The 20131-nt window shown below is 44.1% G+C and carries 17 protein-coding genes and 1 riboswitch; of the genes, 4 read left to right on the top strand and 13 right to left on the bottom strand.

The features are described from left to right. Positions 1-140: 140 nt before the first annotated feature. From AB6735_RS06385 to bshA, 3 genes are all read right to left on the bottom strand, one after another. The gene (locus AB6735_RS06385) at positions 141-1532 is read right to left on the bottom strand and encodes a voltage-gated chloride channel family protein (protein ID WP_370995027.1); all 1392 of its coding nucleotides are present in this window, start codon (positions 1530-1532) and stop codon (positions 141-143) included. A gap of 264 nt (positions 1533-1796) precedes the next feature. Next, positions 1797-1861: riboswitch (Fluoride riboswitch) on the bottom strand. Positions 1862-1944: 83 nt separating this feature from the next. Then, a complete protein-coding gene (locus tag AB6735_RS06390; RefSeq protein WP_370995028.1) occupies positions 1945-2136 on the bottom strand; it encodes a hypothetical protein in 192 nt (63 codons plus the stop codon). Positions 2137-2333: 197 nt separating this feature from the next. Continuing rightward, complete coding sequence (gene bshA, locus AB6735_RS06395; RefSeq protein WP_370995029.1) at positions 2334-3506, bottom strand: N-acetyl-alpha-D-glucosaminyl L-malate synthase BshA; 1173 nt, start codon at positions 3504-3506, stop codon at positions 2334-2336. A 126-nt stretch (positions 3507-3632) separates the two neighbouring features. Here bshA and AB6735_RS06400 point away from each other — a divergent pair, with 126 nt between their 5' ends. After that, positions 3633-4055, top strand: a complete 423-nt coding sequence (locus AB6735_RS06400; protein WP_370995030.1) for a VOC family protein — start codon at positions 3633-3635, stop codon at positions 4053-4055. Between the two features lies 1 nt (position 4056). Here AB6735_RS06400 and AB6735_RS06405 read toward each other — a convergent pair whose 3' ends face one another. From AB6735_RS06405 to AB6735_RS06440, 8 genes are all read right to left on the bottom strand, one after another. Continuing rightward, positions 4057-5295 (bottom strand): MFS transporter, encoded by a 1239-nt coding sequence (locus AB6735_RS06405; RefSeq protein WP_370995031.1) that lies wholly within the window; start codon positions 5293-5295, stop codon positions 4057-4059. A 216-nt stretch (positions 5296-5511) separates the two neighbouring features. Then, the gene (locus AB6735_RS06410; RefSeq protein ID WP_370995032.1) at positions 5512-5895 is read right to left on the bottom strand and encodes a VOC family protein; all 384 of its coding nucleotides are present in this window, start codon (positions 5893-5895) and stop codon (positions 5512-5514) included. A 204-nt stretch (positions 5896-6099) separates the two neighbouring features. Further along, positions 6100-6912 carry a helix-turn-helix domain-containing protein gene (locus AB6735_RS06415; RefSeq protein WP_370995033.1) on the bottom strand — a complete coding sequence of 271 codons (813 nt, stop codon included), beginning with the start codon at positions 6910-6912 and terminating at the stop codon, positions 6100-6102. Positions 6913-7125: 213 nt separating this feature from the next. Then, on the bottom strand, positions 7126-7704 hold the full coding sequence (gldD, locus tag AB6735_RS06420; protein ID WP_370995034.1) for a gliding motility lipoprotein GldD: 579 nt from the start codon (positions 7702-7704) through the stop codon (positions 7126-7128). Next, positions 7701-8501, bottom strand: coding sequence for a shikimate dehydrogenase (locus tag AB6735_RS06425; RefSeq protein ID WP_370995035.1), 801 nt, complete (start codon positions 8499-8501; stop codon positions 7701-7703). The genes gldD and AB6735_RS06425 overlap by 4 nt, the downstream gene beginning before the upstream one ends. 36 nt (positions 8502-8537) lie before the next feature. Next, positions 8538-9299, bottom strand: coding sequence for a YoaK family protein (locus AB6735_RS06430; protein ID WP_370995036.1), 762 nt, complete (start codon positions 9297-9299; stop codon positions 8538-8540). 171 nt (positions 9300-9470) lie between these two features. After that, positions 9471-10232, bottom strand: a complete 762-nt coding sequence (locus AB6735_RS06435) for a phosphosulfolactate synthase (RefSeq protein WP_370995037.1) — start codon at positions 10230-10232, stop codon at positions 9471-9473. A gap of 318 nt (positions 10233-10550) precedes the next feature. Then, entirely contained in the window at positions 10551-11954 is a 1404-nt protein-coding gene (locus AB6735_RS06440; protein ID WP_172336049.1) for a lipopolysaccharide assembly protein LapB, read from the bottom strand. A 239-nt stretch (positions 11955-12193) separates the two neighbouring features. On the opposite strand from AB6735_RS06440, the gene AB6735_RS06445 reads away from it, so the two are divergent. Together AB6735_RS06445 and AB6735_RS06450 are read left to right on the top strand one after the other, a co-directional pair. Next, positions 12194-13735 (top strand): aldehyde dehydrogenase family protein, encoded by a 1542-nt coding sequence (locus tag AB6735_RS06445; RefSeq protein WP_370995038.1) that lies wholly within the window; start codon positions 12194-12196, stop codon positions 13733-13735. 110 nt (positions 13736-13845) lie between these two features. Then, positions 13846-15492: a S8 family serine peptidase gene (locus AB6735_RS06450; RefSeq protein WP_370995039.1), complete on the top strand. Its 1647-nt coding sequence runs from the start codon at positions 13846-13848 to the stop codon at positions 15490-15492. Between the two features lie 273 nt (positions 15493-15765). On the opposite strand, the gene AB6735_RS06455 is transcribed toward AB6735_RS06450, so the two are convergent. Both AB6735_RS06455 and AB6735_RS06460 read right to left on the bottom strand, forming a co-directional pair. Then, positions 15766-16215 (bottom strand): DinB family protein, encoded by a 450-nt coding sequence (locus tag AB6735_RS06455; RefSeq protein WP_370995040.1) that lies wholly within the window; start codon positions 16213-16215, stop codon positions 15766-15768. A gap of 330 nt (positions 16216-16545) precedes the next feature. Further along, on the bottom strand, positions 16546-18450 hold the full coding sequence (locus AB6735_RS06460) for a beta-N-acetylhexosaminidase (protein WP_370995041.1): 1905 nt from the start codon (positions 18448-18450) through the stop codon (positions 16546-16548). A 184-nt stretch (positions 18451-18634) separates the two neighbouring features. Between AB6735_RS06460 and AB6735_RS06465 the strand changes: the two genes are divergently transcribed. Then, entirely contained in the window at positions 18635-20026 is a 1392-nt protein-coding gene (locus AB6735_RS06465; RefSeq protein ID WP_370995042.1) for a Gfo/Idh/MocA family protein, read from the top strand. The last annotated feature ends 105 nt before the right edge of the window (positions 20027-20131 follow it).

Raw genomic sequence — 20131 nt, forward strand, 5'->3', positions numbered from 1 at the left:
GTCTGCGTGCAGTATTATAAAATACTCGCGCGCTCATCAGTCCCACTCTTCTGCAAAATTTGCTTGGCCACCGTTCTGTCCATTTTCGCGCGAAGCTTATGCTGTCGGGAAAGGAAAAGGAAATTTGAAGGATTTTATCCTTATTCTTCTCTCTTACCCCCCAACCCGTACTTCTGCAATTTCTTTTGCACATAATTTTGCCGACGATTGCCGGCTTCTGAAAGGGTGGCCGCATCAGAAAAACGGGTATCTGCTACTTTGGGTATGCCAATGCGCTGCGCGCTGTAAATACCGGAGTGACCACTGAAGAAATAAGCGGTAAAACAGGCTACCGCGAAAAACAAAACATACTGGCCGCCAAAAAGTTCAACCCCCATAATGGTGCAGGCCAGTGGAGTATTGGTTGCCCCGGCAAAAACCGCAATGAAACCCAGCGCTGCAAATAAACTTACCGGGGCATCCATTAATACAGATAAGGTATTACCCAATGTTGCACCGATATAAAAAAGCGGAGTTACCTCGCCGCCTTTAAAACCTGTAGCCAGTGTGGTAGTAGTATAAATGGTTTTCCAGAGCCAACTCCAGGTATCGGCACCTCCTGCGTGAAAAGCCGAGGGAATAGTAACGGCGCCGGCATATTCCGGATCGACACCCAGGCTCAGGTAATCTGGCTTGCCGATCAGCACAGTAAGACCAATAATGATCAGTCCGCCCAATACAGGTATCAGCCAGGGAATAGGAATCCATTTAATGAAAAAGCCTTTGATGCCATGCACCATCCAGGCGAACAGGTAACTGGCCAGTCCAAATGCAGCTGAGGCGATCATGATCTTAAAAAGCAAAACAAAATCAAATGACAAATAAGCCGAGAACCAATGCTGCGCTGTGGCGAAAATATCGATGTGATATGGGGTATGATGAACACCCCAGGCAGCAACCGTAACATCGCCTATAATACTGGCTATAAGACAGGGCAGCAGGGCATTGTATTGAATGCGACCAATAGTCAACACCTCCATGGCAAATATGGCCCCGGTTAGCGGCGTACCAAAAACGGCTCCAAACCCCGCGGCAATACCGGCAATGAGCACAATGCGGGTATCGCCCTCACTTAATTTAAACCAGCCGCTAAACATTTGCGCTATGCTGCCACCTATTTGTACTGCTGTACCTTCGCGCCCGGCCGAGCCGCCAAACAAATGGGTAATAATAGTGGTGATAAGCACAATTGGGGCCATGCGTTTGGGTACGCCACCACCGGGTGTATGGATCTCATCAATAATAAGATTATTCCCTTTTTCGGCCGATCCGCCAATCAGCTTATAAATAAAATAGATCAACACGCCGGCAACAGGCAGCAGATACAGGATAAAAGGATGAGCAAATCTGAAATGGACAGCCCAATTAAGCAACCATAAAAACAGGGCAACCATGCTACCGATGACGATTGCGATGGGTATGATGATAACCGTCCAGCGGATGAGATGTTTAAGGATTGAAAAATGTTCGGACGTAAAAAGCTTATCATTCATGAGCGACTAATTTAGGTTCTTTTATTCGGTAACAGAAAACTACACTGCGAAGTATGCGGCAAACAATACAAAGCGACTCTGTAAAGCATGCGATTGCTTCGTACCTCGCAATGACATGAAGTAGACTGGAGCTTTTTACAGCAATAAGATACGAAGAGAACAGGAGTTTCATCCGGACATTATGCCGGTATAATTCTAAAAGCGATATATTGAGTTTTTTTTCCACCTACAAAAAATCAGCACAGGGTAAATCCTGTGGGTTAATTTATTGCAGGCGCCATCAGCTTTTTAGGGCGGTTAAGTAGGAAGACACCATTTCCTTTGTACGAATATAGCTTCTTTTTTTATAAAGCCATAATTATCCGGGGTAGGTTTAAAACCAAACCCTTTACGTAGTATAAAACAGGCCGTTTTAAACAGCCAGTTCAACTTCTTTAATAGAGAGGAATAATGTGCGGCCCTGATATTCTACCCACAGATCAGCAAAGCCGTTTCCGTCGTAGCCCAAAAATTTCATGAAGGGGTTGCTGATGTTTAAATTCTTCCATCTTTTACCAATGTACTTAAGTAATTGACCACGTTTTAGGGTTGTGTGCTTTGCCATAAGTTTAATTTTAAAAGTGAACAGTAGACTAAGTTAGTTAACATCAACGAAAATATTTAACCTTTAGAAAATATTTTTTCAATTGTATCAGGTATGTTACACCCCTTTAGATGGTCAAATGAATGATCTGAATATAAGAAAAAAAATCCCCAGATAGCTAATTAACTTTATATGAGCTAATTGTATACAGTTTACATTCAGGCAACCTTGGCTTTACCTGTGCACAGCTCTTTACACTTGTCTTTACACTTATCAATCACCTGTAAGTAGTAGTTTTCATACAAAGGCAAAATGGTGGCCAAATCAAATTCCTTAGCGCGGGCCAGGGCATTTTCTTTAAACTGATTTAGCCGGTCTTCGTCTTCCAGTATATAAATAGCGCTTTTGCCCATACCTTCTACATCCCCAACATCTTTCAGGAAACCGGTTACTCCATCCACATTTAACTCGGGCAAACCACCCGCGTTGGTACTGATCACCGGTACTTTACAAGCCATGGCCTCCAAAGCGGCTAAACCAAAACTTTCTGACTGTGAAGGCATCAGGAACAGATCGGCTACCGAAAGTATTTCTTCAATGGCATCCTGCTTACCCAAAAAGCGCACATTATCGGCAACACCTAAGTCGCGGCATAACTGCTCGCAGCCCGAACGCTCAGGTCCGTCACCAACCATCAGTAATTTGGAAGGTATTTTTTTAATTACTTCAGCAAAAATCCTCACCACATCCTCGGTACGTTTTACCTTACGGAAGTTGGAGGTATGCACCAGTACTTTTTCGCCCGATGGGGCTATGGCCTTTTTAAAATGGTCTTTTGCTTTGAGACTGAAACGGGTCAGATCGATAAAGTTTGGGATCACCTTGATATCGGTATCGATCTCAAAAAACTCATACGTATCATGCCTCAGGTTTTCGGATACCGCGGTAACACCGTCAGACTGATTGATAGAGAAAGTAACTACCGGCTTAAAAGTGCGGTCTTTACCTACCAGGGTAATATCGGTACCGTGCAGGGTAGTAACCACCGGGATATAAATACCGTAGGTTAATAATATCTGTTTAGCCATAAACGCGGCCGAAGCATGCGGAATGGCGTAATGAACGTGTAATACATCCAGCTTTTCGTGCCTAACCACATCAACCAGGCGGCTGGCCAGGGCCAGCTCATAAGGCGGAAAATCAAAAAGCGGATAGTTGGATACCGATACCTCGTGGTAAAACAGGTTTTCGGAAAAAAGATCTAACCGAGCGGGCTGGTTATAGGTAACAAAATGAACCTGGTGACCGCGGTCGGCAAGGGCCTTACCGAGTTCTGTGGCTACAACGCCGCTTCCACCAAAGGTTGGGTAACATACAATTCCGATTTTCATTAAGTTGGTTAATTATGGCTGCAAGTTTAACAGCAATTTACGGCAAATGTGTTAACACTGTGTAAAATGATATAACTTAGTCAAGTTACTCATTTTTTTAATTTTACACCACTAATATTAGTCTTCATGGAAAATGATATCCGACTAAGAATCAACAGCATACAGCACATAGGCATCCCGGTAACTAATCTGGATGCGTCACAAAAGTTTTACAACCGGCTGGGTTTTAACAACGTAATGCAGGCTCATTTTACCGATCATGGCGAACAGGGCACCTGCGTAATGATGCAGCGCGAAAATATACTCATGGAACTTTACCAGTTACCCGAAGCGAGCTTAGCGGAGATCAGGGCCCGTGGCAACGGACATATCGATCACGTGGCTTTTGATGTAAGCGATATTGACGAAACTTTTGCCATTATTAAAGAGGCCGGCTTTAACATTATCGAAAAAGCCCCTGTTTTCTTACAATTCTGGAAAAACGGCTGCAAATATTTTAACATTACCGGTCCCGATGGTGAACGATTGGAGTTTAATCAGGTACTTTAGATTATTCTGCAAAAGCCTCCGACGGCGCCTTTTCTTTTTTATTGATCCGGAAGATGAGGAACATGATCAGCGCTGAAAGTAAAATGAATATCAGGTAGCTATAGCTCAGGTTGCGCTCGTCTTTGGCAGGTACCACGTTAACAATACCGTAGCTTAAAAAAGAAACGATCACATAAGTGATGCCCCCGGTTAGGCCACCAGCGATACCCGCATTCTTAGGAAATTTGCTTAAACAAAAGGTGAAATAGTTATTAAAAGTATACCCGGCGCAAACGTGGATGATGAAGGCGAAAAATATCATGGAATATAAATTGCTGATAAATTGAACGCTGATGATCATCACCAGTACAAAAAGCACTTGCATAACGACGTTAACTACCATCCTTTTGAAGAATGGGCGGTTGATGGTTGCCTTACCGATAAAGCCCCCAACCATCCACGCAAAGCCCAGCACCAGCGAACTATAACCAGCAATAATAGGTGTTAAATGTAAATGATGCTCAATAATAAACGGACCAGTCATATTATAAGTCATCACCATGCAATAGGCCAGTCCGAGCATTACTATACCCAGCGTGAAGCTGTGGGTTTTGATCATGTTGGCGTATACTTTTACGATTTTTTGAAAATGAAACTCCGAAAAATGCACCAGGGTTTCGCCACTAAAAATGAGTTCCAGAATGGCAAATACCACCGCGAAGCCTGCCAAAAAATAAAAGTTTGATTCCCAGCCAAAAGCGGTTTGCAGATATCCCCCTATAAACGGCGCCACAATAGGCCCGGTTGACCAGATGATAGAAAACATGCTCAAGTAGTGCTTTAACTTATCGCCGGTAAACAGATCCACAAAGTAGGCCCGCTTGGCTACTATAATGGCACCAACGGTTACGCCGTGTATCACCCGCATGAGGTAAATCAGATAAATATTATGGGTGATAGCGATCACTATGCTGGCAACCGCGAAAATAACCAACGAAGCCAGGCTAACTTTATACCGGCCAAAACTATCCAGTATACTGCCGATAAATAGTTGGGATATACCATAGCTAATCAGGAAAATACTTAATGTTAATTGTACCTGCACATTGCTCACGCCCATTTCGCCGGCCATGGTGGGTAATGATGGAATATAAATATCGGTAGCAAAACCCGATAAAGGGATCAGGGCAAAAGCCAGCAGTGTTGCTATTGACTGATGATGTTCCTTAATGGCAGGGGCTTTTGATGTTAACGTACTCATAGATACCGCAAAATTAACATTCTTATCAGCGGTATATTGGATGAATCCATAATCAACAGGCTATTCTATATAAAAGAATATAGTAAAACTCATTAATTATGAATTAGTTATAAAATAACATATCAACATCCACCACATCATAAAATTACATAGCCCAAACAAAACGCCACCCTATTTTAATAACAGGATGGCGTTTTGTTGGAGTTGGGCAACGTTTCAAAGCGGGTTAGTTACCCACCAGGTATTACCAAAAGGATCTTTTACCCCGGCACTGCGACCATATGGCTGGTCGGCTGGCTCCATAACGCTTGAGGCACCGTTTTCGAGTGCTTTTTGATAAGCTTCATCGCAGCTATCTACATAAATAAATAAGCCGGCATTTTGTGGAAGATAAGTTTCGGTACTATCGCAAAACATAATGGTGCTTCCCTGAATGCTGAGCTCGGCGTGCATAATACATTTTTCATCGCGCATTTGTTTGTACTGCTCCTTAGCGCCAAATACATTTTGCATAAAGGAGATAAAAGCAGGCGCATCCTTTACAATAAGGTAGGGCATAATACGCTGATAGGTTTCGGGAATGGTTTTGATAGTTTCCATGTCGATCTGTTTTTTTTATTCAAAACTAATCTGCCCGTTGCAGGCAAAATTGTAAAAACAAGACATTTTTTTGATTTCGGATTTTTCGTTTTTGTTTGTTTTTTTGAGGTACTCAAGAGGGCTACGCCGTTTCGGATGTTCGAATTAGGATTTATTATTCTAAAATTCTGGTTCAGGCATTTTTTAGAATTTAGCACTTCGGATTTAGAGTTTAATATTTCTATATTCCGTCCCTTCCGCTTTGCCCGAAAAGTAAAAGCTGGGGTGATAGCCTGTAAACATTTTTACATCATGTATAAAGTGCGACTGGTCATAATAACCGCACTCCAAAGCTATCCGCGTTAATGATTTATTACTGCCGTATTGTTTTATGGCATCCTGAAAACGGATCAATCGTAAATAGCTTTTGGGACTAAATCCCGCATATTCCTTGAAACGCCTGTTGAACTGCCGCAGCGAAAGATTAAACGCATCGGCCAGCTGCGCAACTGTTTTATGCTGATTTGTATGGATCACTTGCCTGATAGAAGTAATGATCCGGTCGTCTGTAGGTGTATTATGCCGCAAGCGCATCAGTAAAAAATCACTTAGAATCGCAGCCCGTTTCAGATTGTCGGGCGCCAGCATCATTCGTTCTTCCAGATCGCGACCGGCACTGCCTAAAAAAGTATCATAATCGAGCGCTAGGTTGGTGGTTTCGCTGCTGGGGATCTTAAAAAAGCGAGGGGCGGCAAAAGGATAAATATATGCGCCAAAAATGCCAAAGCTTTGCCGGGTTATAAAGCGGCGGTAGCGGTTGGTCTGGAACTGGATACCTGAAGGCCCTCCGTTTTCCTGTCCCCGGTCGTTAATTTCATCAAAGGTTGATTGATAATGAAACACCATTTCGGTACAGCCATCAGCTATGGAACGGTAAACGTACTCCGGTTCGCCGGCAGAAAGTTCATGCTCCAACACCCAAAAAAACCTTATAAAGGGTTTTAATATATCTGGTGGCTGAATGGTATAGTATTTCATTTCGGAATTGGAATGTTCGATGTCGGGTTTATATAAAGTTAAGATTTATTGTTTAGTATTTACATCTCAAACAAAAACGCGTCATTGCGAGGCACGAAGCAATTCCCGATTAGCAGAGGGCTCTGCATAGTTTAGAGATTGCTTTGTGCCTCGCAATGACGTGCTTTTTGAACTTTGTCCTGATTCCTGATTCTTATCTCTTGGCTCTACCTACTATTTCCATTTAAAACTCTTAATCATCACCGCAATATCCTGCTTAATAAAATTGAGCACGGGCTGGATAGAATCCAGGCGGGGTTCGGAGTTAAAGTAGAGGGCGCCGCGCAGGTAATTTTTCGTACTGTCGGTCAGGAAAAATTGTGCCGATGAAGCCGCGTTGCCGTCAATGGTATAATAAATGCCATAAACCTTACGGTCGGCGTAGCCTATTACACCTTCATCAATAGAAGTGGCTTTTACGGTATGTTTAAATGCGAAGGTGCGGGCATCCTCTACCAGCTCATTAAATACTTTTTTAGAGGTTACCGGCTGATAGCTTAAATGCAGTGTGGCATGAAATTGCGGAAACTGCATATTTACCCAGCATGGCTTGGCGCCTTTGGTTCTGTCGGGTTCAATAACGGCGTATTTGGGATAGCTAAAGGAGTAAGGGCAACCCGTGTTATAATCCTGATATTCTTTTTTAGGAAAAGCGATGCGGTAATATCCCCGCGGCTTTGGCGAATAATCATGATTACCACCACATGCCGCCAAAAACAACAGCGCTGCCATTAATAGCCCAGCATATCTCATACCCGGTTATCTTTAGCGTTCCATATCTCCCATGACCTTTCGGCTTGCAGTACCAGCATTTCGTAACCGTTTTTGGTTGCGGCGCCCTGTTCACGGCCTTTTCGTAAAAACAAGGTTTCCTCGGGGTTGTAGATCAGATCGTACAATAAGTGTTCATCGGTTATGGACTCATAAGGTATTGGCGGGCACTCATCAATCTTAGGTGCCGTCCCAACAGGAGTGGTATTGATAATGATCTTATGCCTTTTGATGTCGTGCGGTTTCAGATCGCTGAATAAAATATGATCAGGGTGCGGTTTTCGGGTAACCGTTTTAAAGGCAATGCCCATATTCTCCAGTACACATTTTACGGCTTGTGCCGCACCGCCATCACCCAGCACCAGGGCTTCGGCTTCAAAATCCTTAATAAGCGGACGGATGGACATCTCGAAACCGTACAGGTCAGTATTATATCCTTCCAGCCTGAAATCATGACCTCCAATACCAACCTCCCCGGTAAATGCAGCCTGTACAGGACTTTCGGCAATTACACAGATACAATTAACCGCCCCGGCTTTGCGGGCATCATGCTCAATCCAATCCAGGTATGGCAGTACAGCAACTTTATGCGGGATGGTAATGTTGAGCCCGCAGATACCTGGGTGTTCATCCAGCAGGTCCTGCAGATCTTTGATGTGCTCCAACGGATACAGCTCATAGGCTGCGTCGGTAATACCTTCGTTCTTAAATTTTTCGGCAAAATATTTCTTTGAAAAAGAATGTGAAAGGGGGTAGCCTATAAGCCCGTATTGTTTCATGGCGTAATATTAGTAACATTTCATAAGTTATGGAAACTATTGAGCAGCGGGAGGCGGATTCCTTTTTAATTTAAAGTACAAAACTTTAGCTTTTTGTCTGCGCCAGCAAATAATAAAGGCGATGAGCAAAGTGCCGGCGGGTATTAACAGGGCGTAATCATGCATACGTTTGGTGGTTAAGGCAGCCAGAATGGCGCCTGCTAAAAAACAAATGCAAACAAAGCCAAACAAACGAGCCTCGCGCAGGGCAACCCGATCACGCTTGGGCATGGTGGCCCTGAAAAAAGCTTCGGCAAAACGGCGCAGGTTGCCGGTGGTCATGACGGAGTTATAGGTCCATTGTTCCAGTTTGGTAAAGCTGGAGTTTTGCATGGCCGCCACCAGCGATATGGCCAGTACTAAAGGAATATCCGGAAAAGAATCAGATAAAAACGAGCAGGCCAAAAGTACAATGATCTCGAAACCCAGGCAGGTTAAGGCCGGTTTGGGCAGATATTTTAATACCGATGGCAGGTGCATGCGATAGGCGATGAACACACCAATCAAAAATGCTATAATAGGCGGAATGTGATGCATGGCCTGCTGCCAGTCGCCCAGCGCTGCATACATCCCTAAAAATACAATATTGCCCGTCATGGAGTTGGCAAATACCCCGCCATGCCCTACATAGGTAAATACATCCAGGAAACCGCCAGATAAGGTAAGCAGGGCCGCAACTTCGATAGAATTATCGGAATACACCTGTAAAGGCGTCTGATCTGGTTTTTCAGCTGATGGATTTTCAGTTTCGGAGATCATTACCGGTATTTATTTTTAAGGCTGAATGATGCACAAGATAAAAACAAATTTATGGAAAGCACACAAAACCGAATAACCCGTGGTTGTATCGCGGCGCATTTAAACCATCTTAAACAAAAAAAGCCTCCAGAACTTAATCCGGAGACTTCTTAATTCATATAGTAAGATCAGTTATAAATTCAAAAAATGATCAAAAGTATCACTGCGGATACCTAATCTTAATGTTTCCAGCGGGATAATATCTGTTGGAGCAATATTACCCAGGCTCACGTTGGCCCCTATCAGTTTTATAAACCATACCTGCTGCGCTTTTTGCGGAGCCTCCCAAATAATGGTGCCTTCGGGTATTTGGGTCAGTATTTCATCAATAAGTCCCTGTCTTACCTCGCCTGAGTCGCGGTAGATGCCTACGTTACCGCTTTCGCGGGCTTCGGCTATCACTTTCCAGGAACCAGCCTCAATTTCGGCGCTCATTAGTTTGATCCATTTATAAGGCGCAAATATCTTTTGCACGTCCTTGGAACCCACTTCTGATATGACGGTAACCTGTTTAGCCAGGCGGCTGATATACTCGCACTTGATATCATGCTCAATGGTGATCGACCCGTCAGATACTTCACAGTGTTCCAGTTTGTACTTATCCAATATGCGGCAGTAATCATCAAACTGGTTACGTACAATAAAAGCCTCGAACAAAGTACCGCCAAAATATACGGGGATGCCCGCGTCCTGATACAGTTTTACTTTTTCGGTTAAGTTGGGAGTAACGTATGAGGTTGCCCAGCCCAGTTTAACAATATCCGTATAAGCTGCACCTACTTCCAGAAAATCCTCTACCTGCCTTAAACTTAGTCCTTTGTCCATCACCATGGTGATGCCTTTATCGCGGGGTTTAGCTGTACGTTCTGGAAGATCATTGATCATATAATTCATACAATGGATGGTTATAGCCTATAACTAAAAGTTCTAATGATGCAAATATCCGAAAAAAAAGTGAAACCGGATGTGCAAATTTCAAATGTGCAGATGTGCAAATGATGAAGTTTTTGTAAAATTTATATCACAGATGTGCGGATATGCAGGTGTGCAGATGTGCAGATGAGTAATTGATGTGCGGATGTTCAAATAACAAATGTGCAGATGAAAAAAAGGATTCTATAACAAATGTGCAGATAACAATTGATCAAAACATCAATCATTATCTGCACATTTGTTATTTGCATATCTGCACATTTAAAATCTGCACATCTGCTATTTCGTATATTTATTGATAATATCTACAATCACCTTATTCTTTTGCAATTGCGGCAGGTAATCAAAAAGAATATAATGCTTATCCGGATCGCTGGTTAGGGCCATTTCCAGGTGGTTTAGCGCCTCATTGTATTCGCCTTTGGCAAACAAATAGGCCACCATACGGTAATAAAGTTCGGCTGCTTCGGGGTTATTTTTAATAGCCTCGGATATGATCTCGATAGCACCGGGCAGCCTGTCCTGTTCATACAATATAGATGAGTAGTCCAACCAGGCATCAATATCCAGTGGATTAAGCTCTACTACTTTTTCATAAGCCTGTTCGGCTTCGGGCATATGGCCCAGTTTATACTCGGCATCAGCTATGGCAAACCAATAATCGGCATTGGCTATGTCCAGGTCGAGCGCTTTTTTATAAAAATGCAGGGCCTCAAAATAGCGCTCTTCAAAATCAAGCGTAACACCTATGCCAAACCAGGCATCAGCCAGCTTCGGGTCCATCTTAACCGATTTTTTATAAAAGGCGCGGGCATCGTCCATTTGCTCCAGCTTTTCGTAGCACTCACCAATAGCACAATAAGTATCGGCATTAGGCTGCTCGTACTCAAATGTGTGGCGGTATACTTCAATCGCTTCTGCGTATTTTTCCAGGTTAACCAGGGCATTACCCTTGTTAAAGTAGGCTGATGCAAAACTGTCCTTGATCAGGATGGCATAGTCATAAGCGTCGATAGCTTTTTCAAACAGGCTCAGCTTGGTGTAGGCGTTGCCCAGGTTATACCATGCGGCATAACTGTAAGGCTCGTTATCGATATATTGCTGATAAAACTGCACGCTCTCCTGCTGGTTGTCCATTACGTCATAGCAAAAAGCCAGTTCATAAAGGGCATCCTGGTTTTCCATATTCTGCTTAAGGCAAAGCTTAAGGTAGGTTATGGCCGTGTCATAGTCGCCCATGTTTTGGTACACGTAGGCAATATGCAGCAGGATCTCGTCGGTCTCTTCTGCCAGGCCCAATGCTTTTTCATAATTTTCCAGGGCTTCGCCATAGCGCTCCATACTTTCGTACAGATTGCCGCGGATAATATAAATATCCGCATCGGAAGCTTCCAGCATGGCCGCTTTTTCCAAAGCCGCGAATGCCTCGGTCACTTTATTGGTAACAACCAGTAATTGTGCCTGTTTAATTAAAAAAACCGCTGCAAAAGGGTGCTGGTTACGCGCGTATTCTGCTACTTGCAGTGCCTTGGCCGGATCATTTTTCTCGATGTAGTAGTCGATAATGTTCTCAAACGCCTGGGCATCAAAAAAGTACTGGTCGTGATTACGAATCATCTCCTCGTACCGTTCTACCGAAAACTTTGGATCTTCGGTAAAACCAAATTCAAATTCTTCTTCCATTCAATTTTGTTTGCAGAACATCCGCTTTAGGTTAACAATTGTTATTGTCTTGTAAAGACTTATTGAGTTCAAAATACAACAAGTAAGCCTCCAATAAACAATTTAGTTTTCAACATTCGCACATTTTTAACATGATTTACATGCAAAGCATTGATAATTAACGACAATCAATTCACGAGCCAAAAGTGGGCAAACTAAAAATTGCCTTAAGATTTTTACCTTTGACAAAAGTAACAATTATGAACCTCGATATTTCAGACATTCTAAAACGTTTACATATAAACGATATTAATGATGCTTTTAGTACGGGCAACCACTGGGGCAGCAGCGCCGGCGCTACCGTAAAAGATATTATATCGCCGGTTGACGGCAAAAAAATAGCATCCGTAAAATTTGCTTCAGAAAACGATTATAACCAGGTAGTTGAACAAGCTGCCAAAGCTTTTAAAACCTGGCGCAATACCCCTGCTCCAAAACGCGGTGAGATCGTACGCCAGATAGGTGAAGCCCTACGCGCGCACAAGCACGATCTGGGCAGTCTGGTATCTTACGAAATGGGTAAAAGCCTGCAGGAAGGCCTGGGCGAGGTTCAGGAGATGATTGATATTGCCGATTTTGCCGTTGGCTTGAGCCGCCAATTGTATGGATTAACCATGCACTCTGAAAGGGCCAACCACCGTATGTATGAGCAATATCACCCGCTGGGCATTGTGGGTATTATTTCGGCATTTAACTTTCCGGTAGCAGTCTGGAGCTGGAACTCCCTGCTGGCCTGGGTTTGCGGCGACGTTTGTATCTGGAAACCATCAGAAAAAACACCTTTAACCGCCATTGCCTGCCAGCACATCGCGCAGGAGGTATTTAAAAAGAATAATATTGAAGAGGGCGTATCCAACCTCATCATCGGCGACCGTAACATTGGTGAGCTGATGGCGGCCGATACCCGTGTACCATTGATATCGGCTACCGGATCAACCCGCATGGGTAAGGCGGTTAGCGCGGCAGTAGGTGCCCGTTTAGGGACAAGTCTGCTGGAACTGGGTGGTAACAACGCTATTATCATCAGCGAAAATGCCGATCTGGACATGTCGCTCATCGGCGCGGTATTTGGCGCGGTGGGTACTGCCGGTCAGCGTTGTACCAGCACACGCAGGCTCATTATTCACGAAAATGCTTATGAGGCCTTTAAACAAAAGCTGGTGAACGCCTACAAACAGATCCGCATTGGCAACCCATTGGATGAACATAACCACATGGGCCCGCTGATTGATCATGACGCGGTGAACTTGTACCTGGACTCCATAGAAAAATGTAAAGCCGAAGGCGGTAAATTTGTGGTTGAAGGCGGCAAGCTTGAGGGCGAAAACTATTCATCGGGCTGTTACGTAAAACCCTGCATTGCCGAGGTAGAGAACCATTTTAAAATAGTACAGCACGAAACTTTTGCGCCGATACTTTATTTGATCAAATACAGCACGCTTGAGGAAGCTATCGATTTGCAGAATGGTGTTCCGCAGGGTTTATCATCGGCTATTATGACTAATAATTTGCGTGAGGCAGAACAATTTTTATCCTATGCTGGTTCTGATTGTGGTATAGCTAATGTAAACATCGGTACATCGGGTGCAGAGATAGGCGGCGCGTTTGGCGGTGAAAAAGAAACCGGCGGCGGCCGTGAATCTGGTTCCGACGCCTGGAAAGTTTACATGAGGCGCCAAACAAATACTATTAATTACTCAAAAACGTTGCCTTTAGCACAAGGGATCAAATTCGACCTTTAGTTAGGTTCGAGGGGCGTGTTGCGAGGACCGGGATATACAAAGGTCCACGAACCTCGCAACACGCTCCACGAAACCCATATGATTATTTTTTCATTTTCTAATTTTTGTACATGTTCAATTACCGCAAATTATTAATCACCGGCACCACCTTATTAACTGCATTAACATTTAGTCAAACAACTTTTGCGCAAATACTCCCCAAAGCAGAGCCTGAGCCCCCAAAAGGCTGGCAGCTGATGGACCTGAAAGAAAATGGTTTTTATGGCATCAGCTTGAAACCCGCTTATCTTTTTTTACAGGGCAAAAAAAGTAAGCCTGTGGTAATAGCCACCATTGATAGCGGTATTGATACCTTGCAAAAAGACCTGAAAAGCATCCTTTGGACAAATACCAAAGAAATTCCGGGCAACGGTATCGACGATGATCATAATGGTTATGTGGATGATATACACGGCTGGAATTTTTTAGGTGGCCCGGATGGCAAAGCTGATTTTAATGAAACCACCGAGGAGGTACGTGAATATAATAAGCTGAAAGGTAAATTTGAAAACATCAGTGATACTAATGCCGTTGATAAAAAGCAATACGCTTATTGGAAACGTGTAAAAACCATTTACGATAGCACCGTTAATAAATCGCGTACCGAGACCGAACAGCTACAACCCATCATGAATGCGCTGATGGTGACCAGCGGGTATATTAAAAGAGGGCTTAGTCTGCCAGCCAACGGCACCTTTAAACAAGCCGACCTGGTAAAATTGAAGCTGGCTAATGATACCCTTACCCAAAGCAAATATGTTTGGGAATCTATATTTTCGCAGGAGGGTACCAATAAAACCAATGCCGCTATTATCAAAGATCTGAGTGAGTACCTTGCCAAGTTAAACAATGACTTATCGCCTGACCTGGAAGCCCGCAAGCGCATAGTTGGCGATAATGTAGATAGTATGGACCATAAACCTTATGGCAACAACCTGCTTAAATTTACAGATGCATCGCACGGTACCGGCGTAGCCGGTTTAATCGGGGCCATCCGCAACAATAATTATGGGATTAATGGTGTGGCTGATAACGTGCAGATCATGGCTATTAAGGCGGTACCCAATGGTGATGAATACGATAAGGATATTGCCAATGCTATACACTACGCGGTTGATAACGGTGCCCGCATTGTTAACATGAGCTTTGGTAAAAAAATATCGCCGCATAAAGAGTGGCTTGATGAAGCTTTTAAATACGCGGCATCAAAAGATGTACTGCTGGTACAGGCGGCAGGTAATGATAACCAGGATGTGGATGTCATTCCTGATTATCCGAACGATACCTTTTTGGATGGCGCAACTGATGCTGATAACGTGATCAACGTTGGCGCATCGGGACCCAGATTAGGCGAACACCTGGCCGGTGATTTTTCTAACTACGGCAAAAAGAATGTGGATGTATTTGCTCCGGGTGTTAAAGTAACTACTGTTGATACCGATGCCGAATTTATGACCGAGGATGGTACCAGCTTTTCATCGCCCATCACGGCAGGTGTAGCGGCTTTATTGCTGGAATATTATCCAACCCTGAGCGCTAAACAACTGAAGCAGATCATCCTGCAATCGGCAACACCATTAACCGGTACTATGGTGTTCAGGCCAGGCAGTAAAACAATTAAGGTTGATTTTGCCTCCCTAAGCAAAACGGGAGGTATTGTAAATGCTTACAAAGCCCTGCAGATAGCATCAAAAACAAAAGGCGAACGGGCTAATTAACGAGTCGATCAAATATAACGCGTCATTACGAGGCACGAAGACAACCGACCGGAGGGAGCTCATTAATACTGATAAAAACAAACACAACAGTTAATAATCCCAAACTATACAGAGCGGCTCTGCCTATCGGGGATTATTAATATTATTAATTATCTTTAAAGGTATTAATGAGCTCCCTCCGGTCGGTTGTCCACGCTGCGCAAAGATTCAACAGTTTAAAATAAGAAAGCTTAGCAGGTTACTGCTAAGCTTTCTTATTTTAAACCATCCTATTTATTCTAAAACGCGCCGCAGGTAATTTACCTGGCCGAGATGATAATTCAAATGGATCGCCAACCGTATCAGTATATAGCTGTTTGGAACTTTCATATCATCAAACATGATCGGGTACTCAGCTTCCATGCGCTCATCGTCGAAAGTGCTCAGCGTTTTACTGATCATCAGCATAAGCGCTTCCAACTGCGCCACAAGCTCAGTTCGTGGTACGCCTTTTATGATAAACTCCTGGTCGCGGTTACGAACATATCCGGTTTTCGCAAGCATGGCCCCGATCAGGTAATTGGTGCCTCCAACAATGTGCAACACCAGGTTACCGCTTGAGTTCTTGATCGTTCCCGCTGTCTTCCACAGGTTTTCTTCAACATGGAATAAGTTGATCTCTTCAATCAACCTGCTGATATCACGCTCATAAAAATTGGCCAATGTACTATTCAACATAGTCATGATATTTATTTATAAATTTAGTAAATCATAAGAATTACTAAACTCGAATTTGTCATCCTGAGTTATAAAATCCGCTGGATTCTGAAGGCGAAAATGACATATTAGGTGTTGATGCCAGACTTACGAAGTTTTTGAAACTTCGTAAGTCTTTACACGGTTTACTAAACATGTCATGGGTAGGAACGAAGGATCTTCTTCGCGGGCCAAGTCGGTCGGCATACATGATGAAGAAGATCCTTCACTACGTTCAGGATGACAAGAGTTATAGTTATAAAGTAAAGAAGCTTTCCTGATGACAAGGAAAGCTTCTCTTCGATAAAATAAGTTACACTACTTAATCCTGCTACTCAGTTCAGATAGTGGCATGGTTACCATCCTGCCAATCGGTTTCTTACCTCTGTAGGTGATCACCCGTAACGTTGTTGCATCCTTAGGCGCATCAATAGGCTGCGTATATTTTGGATAAAACCTGTCGGGGAATGAATTATCAAAACTGTAATAAATATCGAGCCCATCCACCTCATTGGTCAGGGTGATCTTTAGCGTACCATCGGCATTGCGTATAGCGCTGAAGGATGGATCATAAACACTTGGTGCATATTTTGTTTCGGCGGCATTAAAACGATCGAACTGTTTCTCTACTTTTCCAAAGAAATAAGGCCAGCTTTTCTTTTCCTTTGGCGACCATACCGACTCGGCAATGGCCATACCCCTTGGCCAGGTCATATATTCGGCCTGGCGGATGTTGTACACCTGTTCGGTCCATAAATTGGCCTGCCCGCCCTTGATCAGTTTGGCATCCACACTATCAGGTACCGGCTCAAATTCGTATGATTTGCTCAGGCGCAGCGTAGCGTAAATTTTTGTTTCGTTCACACGGTCGCTTTGCATATAATCCAGGTAAGCAAAAGTAGTAGGACTCATCACTACTTCATGACCCTGTTTAGCGGCCTCGATGCCTCCTTTAATACCTCTCCAGCTCATTACCGCGGCATTCGGACCAAGGCCTCCTTCAATGATCTCATCCCAGCCCATGAACTTTTTACCTTTTGATTCAACTATCTTTTCCAAGCGTTTCTCAAAATAGCTTTGTACTTCCTGTTGTGTTTTCAGTCCTTCTTTAGCCATCAGGGCTTTAATAGCGTCACTTTGCTCCCAGAAGTTCTTAGCGCACTCATCGCCGCCCATGTGTATATAGCCAAACGGGAACAGCTGCGCCACTTCAGTCACCACCTTATCCAGAAAAGTGTATACATTTTCATTAGCCGGACAAAGGGTGTTGTCCACAATGGCTGTATTATGCGGACCATTCCAGTTCATAAACGGCTCGCCGGAGTTAACCACGTATTTATCAGCACCGGGAGTGCATGACAGCTCAGGATAAGCTACAACAGCGGCAAGGCTATGCCCTGGTACATCTATCTCGGGCAATATATTTACAAAGCGGTCTTTGGCATATTGAACCAGCTCGCGAATATCATCCTGGGTATAAAATCCGCCGTAAGTGCGGGGTTCATCCGGTGCCGGCGGAGTAAATGTACCAAACTGACCCACTTTTTTAACGTTATAAGCCCCAACCGAAGTTAGCTTTGGCAAGCTCTTGATCTCTACGCGCCAGCCTTCATCATCGGTTAAGTGCAGGTGCAGCAGGTTCAGTTTATACTTCACCATGGCATCTATATATTGTTTTACCTCTGCTTTGGTAAAAAAGTGACGCGCCACATCAAACATTAATCCCCTCCAGGCAAAACGCGGATAATCGGTAATTTCTACACAAGGCACCGTCCATTTTACATTTTTCACCGGCTCCGCGCTTTCAATATCTGCAGGCAACAGCTGCATCAGCGTTTGTACACCATAAAATAAACCCGCGGCTTCATTAGCCCTGATTACGATCTTTTTGCTTTTTACCGACAGCGTGTAGCCTTCGGTACCAATAGCCGCATCGGCAGTTTTATTCAGAATAAGCCTGATAGAAGCCGTAGGCGCCACACTTTTGATGATCACGGATGAACCCGGCGCGGTAGCCAGTTTCTTTTTCAAATAAGCCTTTACCGAAGTCAGTTCAGCCTGATTGCCGGCTTCTACAATAACACTTTTAGGCAGCAGGAACTGGCCCGTTAAACGGATGGTCTTCACCGGTTCGGGAATAATGGATAAGCCGCTTTGTGCAACCTGACCAAACGTGAGCGCATGCGCAAAGCAGCAGCAGAGCAATAAGGATAACTTTTTCATATAAAGGATATGTTTTAATTGGGAAACGGTATGCAAATTAAACTTTTTAAATAAAATTAAAAAGTTGCAGAGTAAAATTTGTTGTTTTAAATTGCATATAAATACATCCCGTAGCTGCGCCTGCAGTATATACCCGATTGTACAAACCAATTATTCATTTACCTGAACTAAAAACAAGATACCTATGGCAACTGACAGAAGAAAATTTTTAAAACAATTTGGCACCTCAGTTCTCCTCACTTCGGCATCGCTTACCAGCCTGGCTGCCAAAGAGGAGCATGAAAAAAGAATACTACAGGCCGAAAAACGCGTGAGCCCTAATGATAAGATCAGGATAGCCACCATAGGCATGGGTATTATGGGATTTAACGATACCCACGCGGCACTTACCGTACCGGGTGTGGAACTGGTAGCTGCTTGCGACCTGTACAAAGGCCGGCTGCAGCGCACTAAGGAAGTGTACGGCCCCAATATTTTTACTACCGATAATTACCATGATATTTTAAACCGCAAGGATATTGATGCTGTTATTGTGGCTACCAGCGACAACTGGCACAGCCCCATATCTATTGAAGCCATGCGTAAGGGCAAAGCCGTTTACAGCGAAAAGCCCATGATACACCACATTAGTGAGGGGCTGAATGAAATAAAAGTGCAGCAGGAAACCAAAGCGGTTTTCCAGGTAGGCAGTCAGCGGGTAAGCAGCATAGCGTTTAAAAAAGCGAAAGAGCTTTACCAGGCGGGTGCCATAGGCAAGATCAACGCGGTAGAGGCCTCTTTTAGCCGGCAAAGCGCGCTGGGGGCATGGCAGTATACCATTCCGCTGGATGCGTCGCCCCAAACCGTTGACTGGGCACAGTTTCAGGCCAACAGCAAGGTAAAACATGCTTATAACAGTAACCGTTTCTTCAGGTGGCGTAATTACCGCGAATATGGTACCGGCGTTGCCGGCGACTTGTTTGTGCATCTGCTGTCGGGCATTCATTTTATAACCGGCTCCAAAGGGCCAGATAAAATATTTTCGATAGGGGGTTTAACTTATTGGAAAGACGGCCGCAATGTGCCTGATGTGATGAGTGCCGTGATCTCCTATCCCGAATCGCCGGAACATCCGGCTTTCCAGGTCACCCTTCGTGTAAATTTTGTAAGTGGTGAAGGTGACCGGGCCTCTACTAAAATCGTGGGCTCTGAAGGGGTTATTGACATGAGCGATGGCGGCGGCTTTACCATCCATAAAAGCAAAATGCCGGTAGCGCCGGGTTACGGCGGCTGGGATGCCTTCGGAACTTATCCGGAAGCCATGCAAAAAGCTATTGTAGAGGAATACAATAAAAAATATTCTGCTGCCGATCAGCAGGCGCCCAAAATGGATGATGTGGTATACCACGAACCCGAAGGCTATAACGACTCCAACGAGCATTTCGCCAATTTTTTTGATTCCATGCGCACCGGTAAACGCGTAGTGGAGGATGCCGCCTTTGGCTTCCGCGCCGCTGCGCCCTGTCTAGCCTGTAATGATAGTTATTTCGAGAACCGGGTGATCAAATGGGATCCGATTGGAATGAAGCTGGTGTAGGTTGATGAGGTTTTTATTCCCTCCCCACGGGCTACTGTGTGGACACATCTTTTAGTTGTAATCTTGATAGAGTAGCCATCCTTCATAAACGTTATAGAATTTAGC

Source organism: Mucilaginibacter sp. RCC_168 (assembly GCF_041355315.1).
Taxonomy (GTDB): Bacteria; Bacteroidota; Bacteroidia; order Sphingobacteriales; family Sphingobacteriaceae; genus Mucilaginibacter.

Excerpts from the sequence above, each read along its gene's own strand:
- AB6735_RS06425 (WP_370995035.1), bottom strand. The coding sequence starts at position 8,501 with ATGAAACAATACGGGCTTATAGGCTACCCCCTTTCACATTCTTTTTCA.
- AB6735_RS06450 (WP_370995039.1), top strand. The coding sequence starts at position 13,846 with ATGTTCAATTACCGCAAATTATTAATCACCGGCACCACCTTATTAACT.
- gldD (WP_370995034.1), bottom strand. The coding sequence starts at position 7,704 with ATGAGATATGCTGGGCTATTAATGGCAGCGCTGTTGTTTTTGGCGGCA.
- AB6735_RS06390 (WP_370995028.1), bottom strand. The coding sequence starts at position 2,136 with ATGGCAAAGCACACAACCCTAAAACGTGGTCAATTACTTAAGTACATT.
- bshA (WP_370995029.1), bottom strand. The coding sequence starts at position 3,506 with ATGAAAATCGGAATTGTATGTTACCCAACCTTTGGTGGAAGCGGCGTT.
- AB6735_RS06460 (WP_370995041.1), bottom strand. The coding sequence starts at position 18,450 with ATGAAAAAGTTATCCTTATTGCTCTGCTGCTGCTTTGCGCATGCGCTC.
- AB6735_RS06415 (WP_370995033.1), bottom strand. The coding sequence starts at position 6,912 with ATGAAATACTATACCATTCAGCCACCAGATATATTAAAACCCTTTATA.
- AB6735_RS06435 (WP_370995037.1), bottom strand. The coding sequence starts at position 10,232 with ATGAATTATATGATCAATGATCTTCCAGAACGTACAGCTAAACCCCGC.
- AB6735_RS06400 (WP_370995030.1), top strand. The coding sequence starts at position 3,633 with ATGGAAAATGATATCCGACTAAGAATCAACAGCATACAGCACATAGGC.
- AB6735_RS06405 (WP_370995031.1), bottom strand. The coding sequence starts at position 5,295 with ATGAGTACGTTAACATCAAAAGCCCCTGCCATTAAGGAACATCATCAG.
- AB6735_RS06455 (WP_370995040.1), bottom strand. The coding sequence starts at position 16,215 with ATGACTATGTTGAATAGTACATTGGCCAATTTTTATGAGCGTGATATC.
- AB6735_RS06440 (WP_172336049.1), bottom strand. The coding sequence starts at position 11,954 with ATGGAAGAAGAATTTGAATTTGGTTTTACCGAAGATCCAAAGTTTTCG.
- AB6735_RS06465 (WP_370995042.1), top strand. The coding sequence starts at position 18,635 with ATGGCAACTGACAGAAGAAAATTTTTAAAACAATTTGGCACCTCAGTT.
- AB6735_RS06430 (WP_370995036.1), bottom strand. The coding sequence starts at position 9,299 with ATGATCTCCGAAACTGAAAATCCATCAGCTGAAAAACCAGATCAGACG.
- AB6735_RS06410 (WP_370995032.1), bottom strand. The coding sequence starts at position 5,895 with ATGGAAACTATCAAAACCATTCCCGAAACCTATCAGCGTATTATGCCC.
- AB6735_RS06385 (WP_370995027.1), bottom strand. The coding sequence starts at position 1,532 with ATGAATGATAAGCTTTTTACGTCCGAACATTTTTCAATCCTTAAACAT.
- AB6735_RS06445 (WP_370995038.1), top strand. The coding sequence starts at position 12,194 with ATGAACCTCGATATTTCAGACATTCTAAAACGTTTACATATAAACGAT.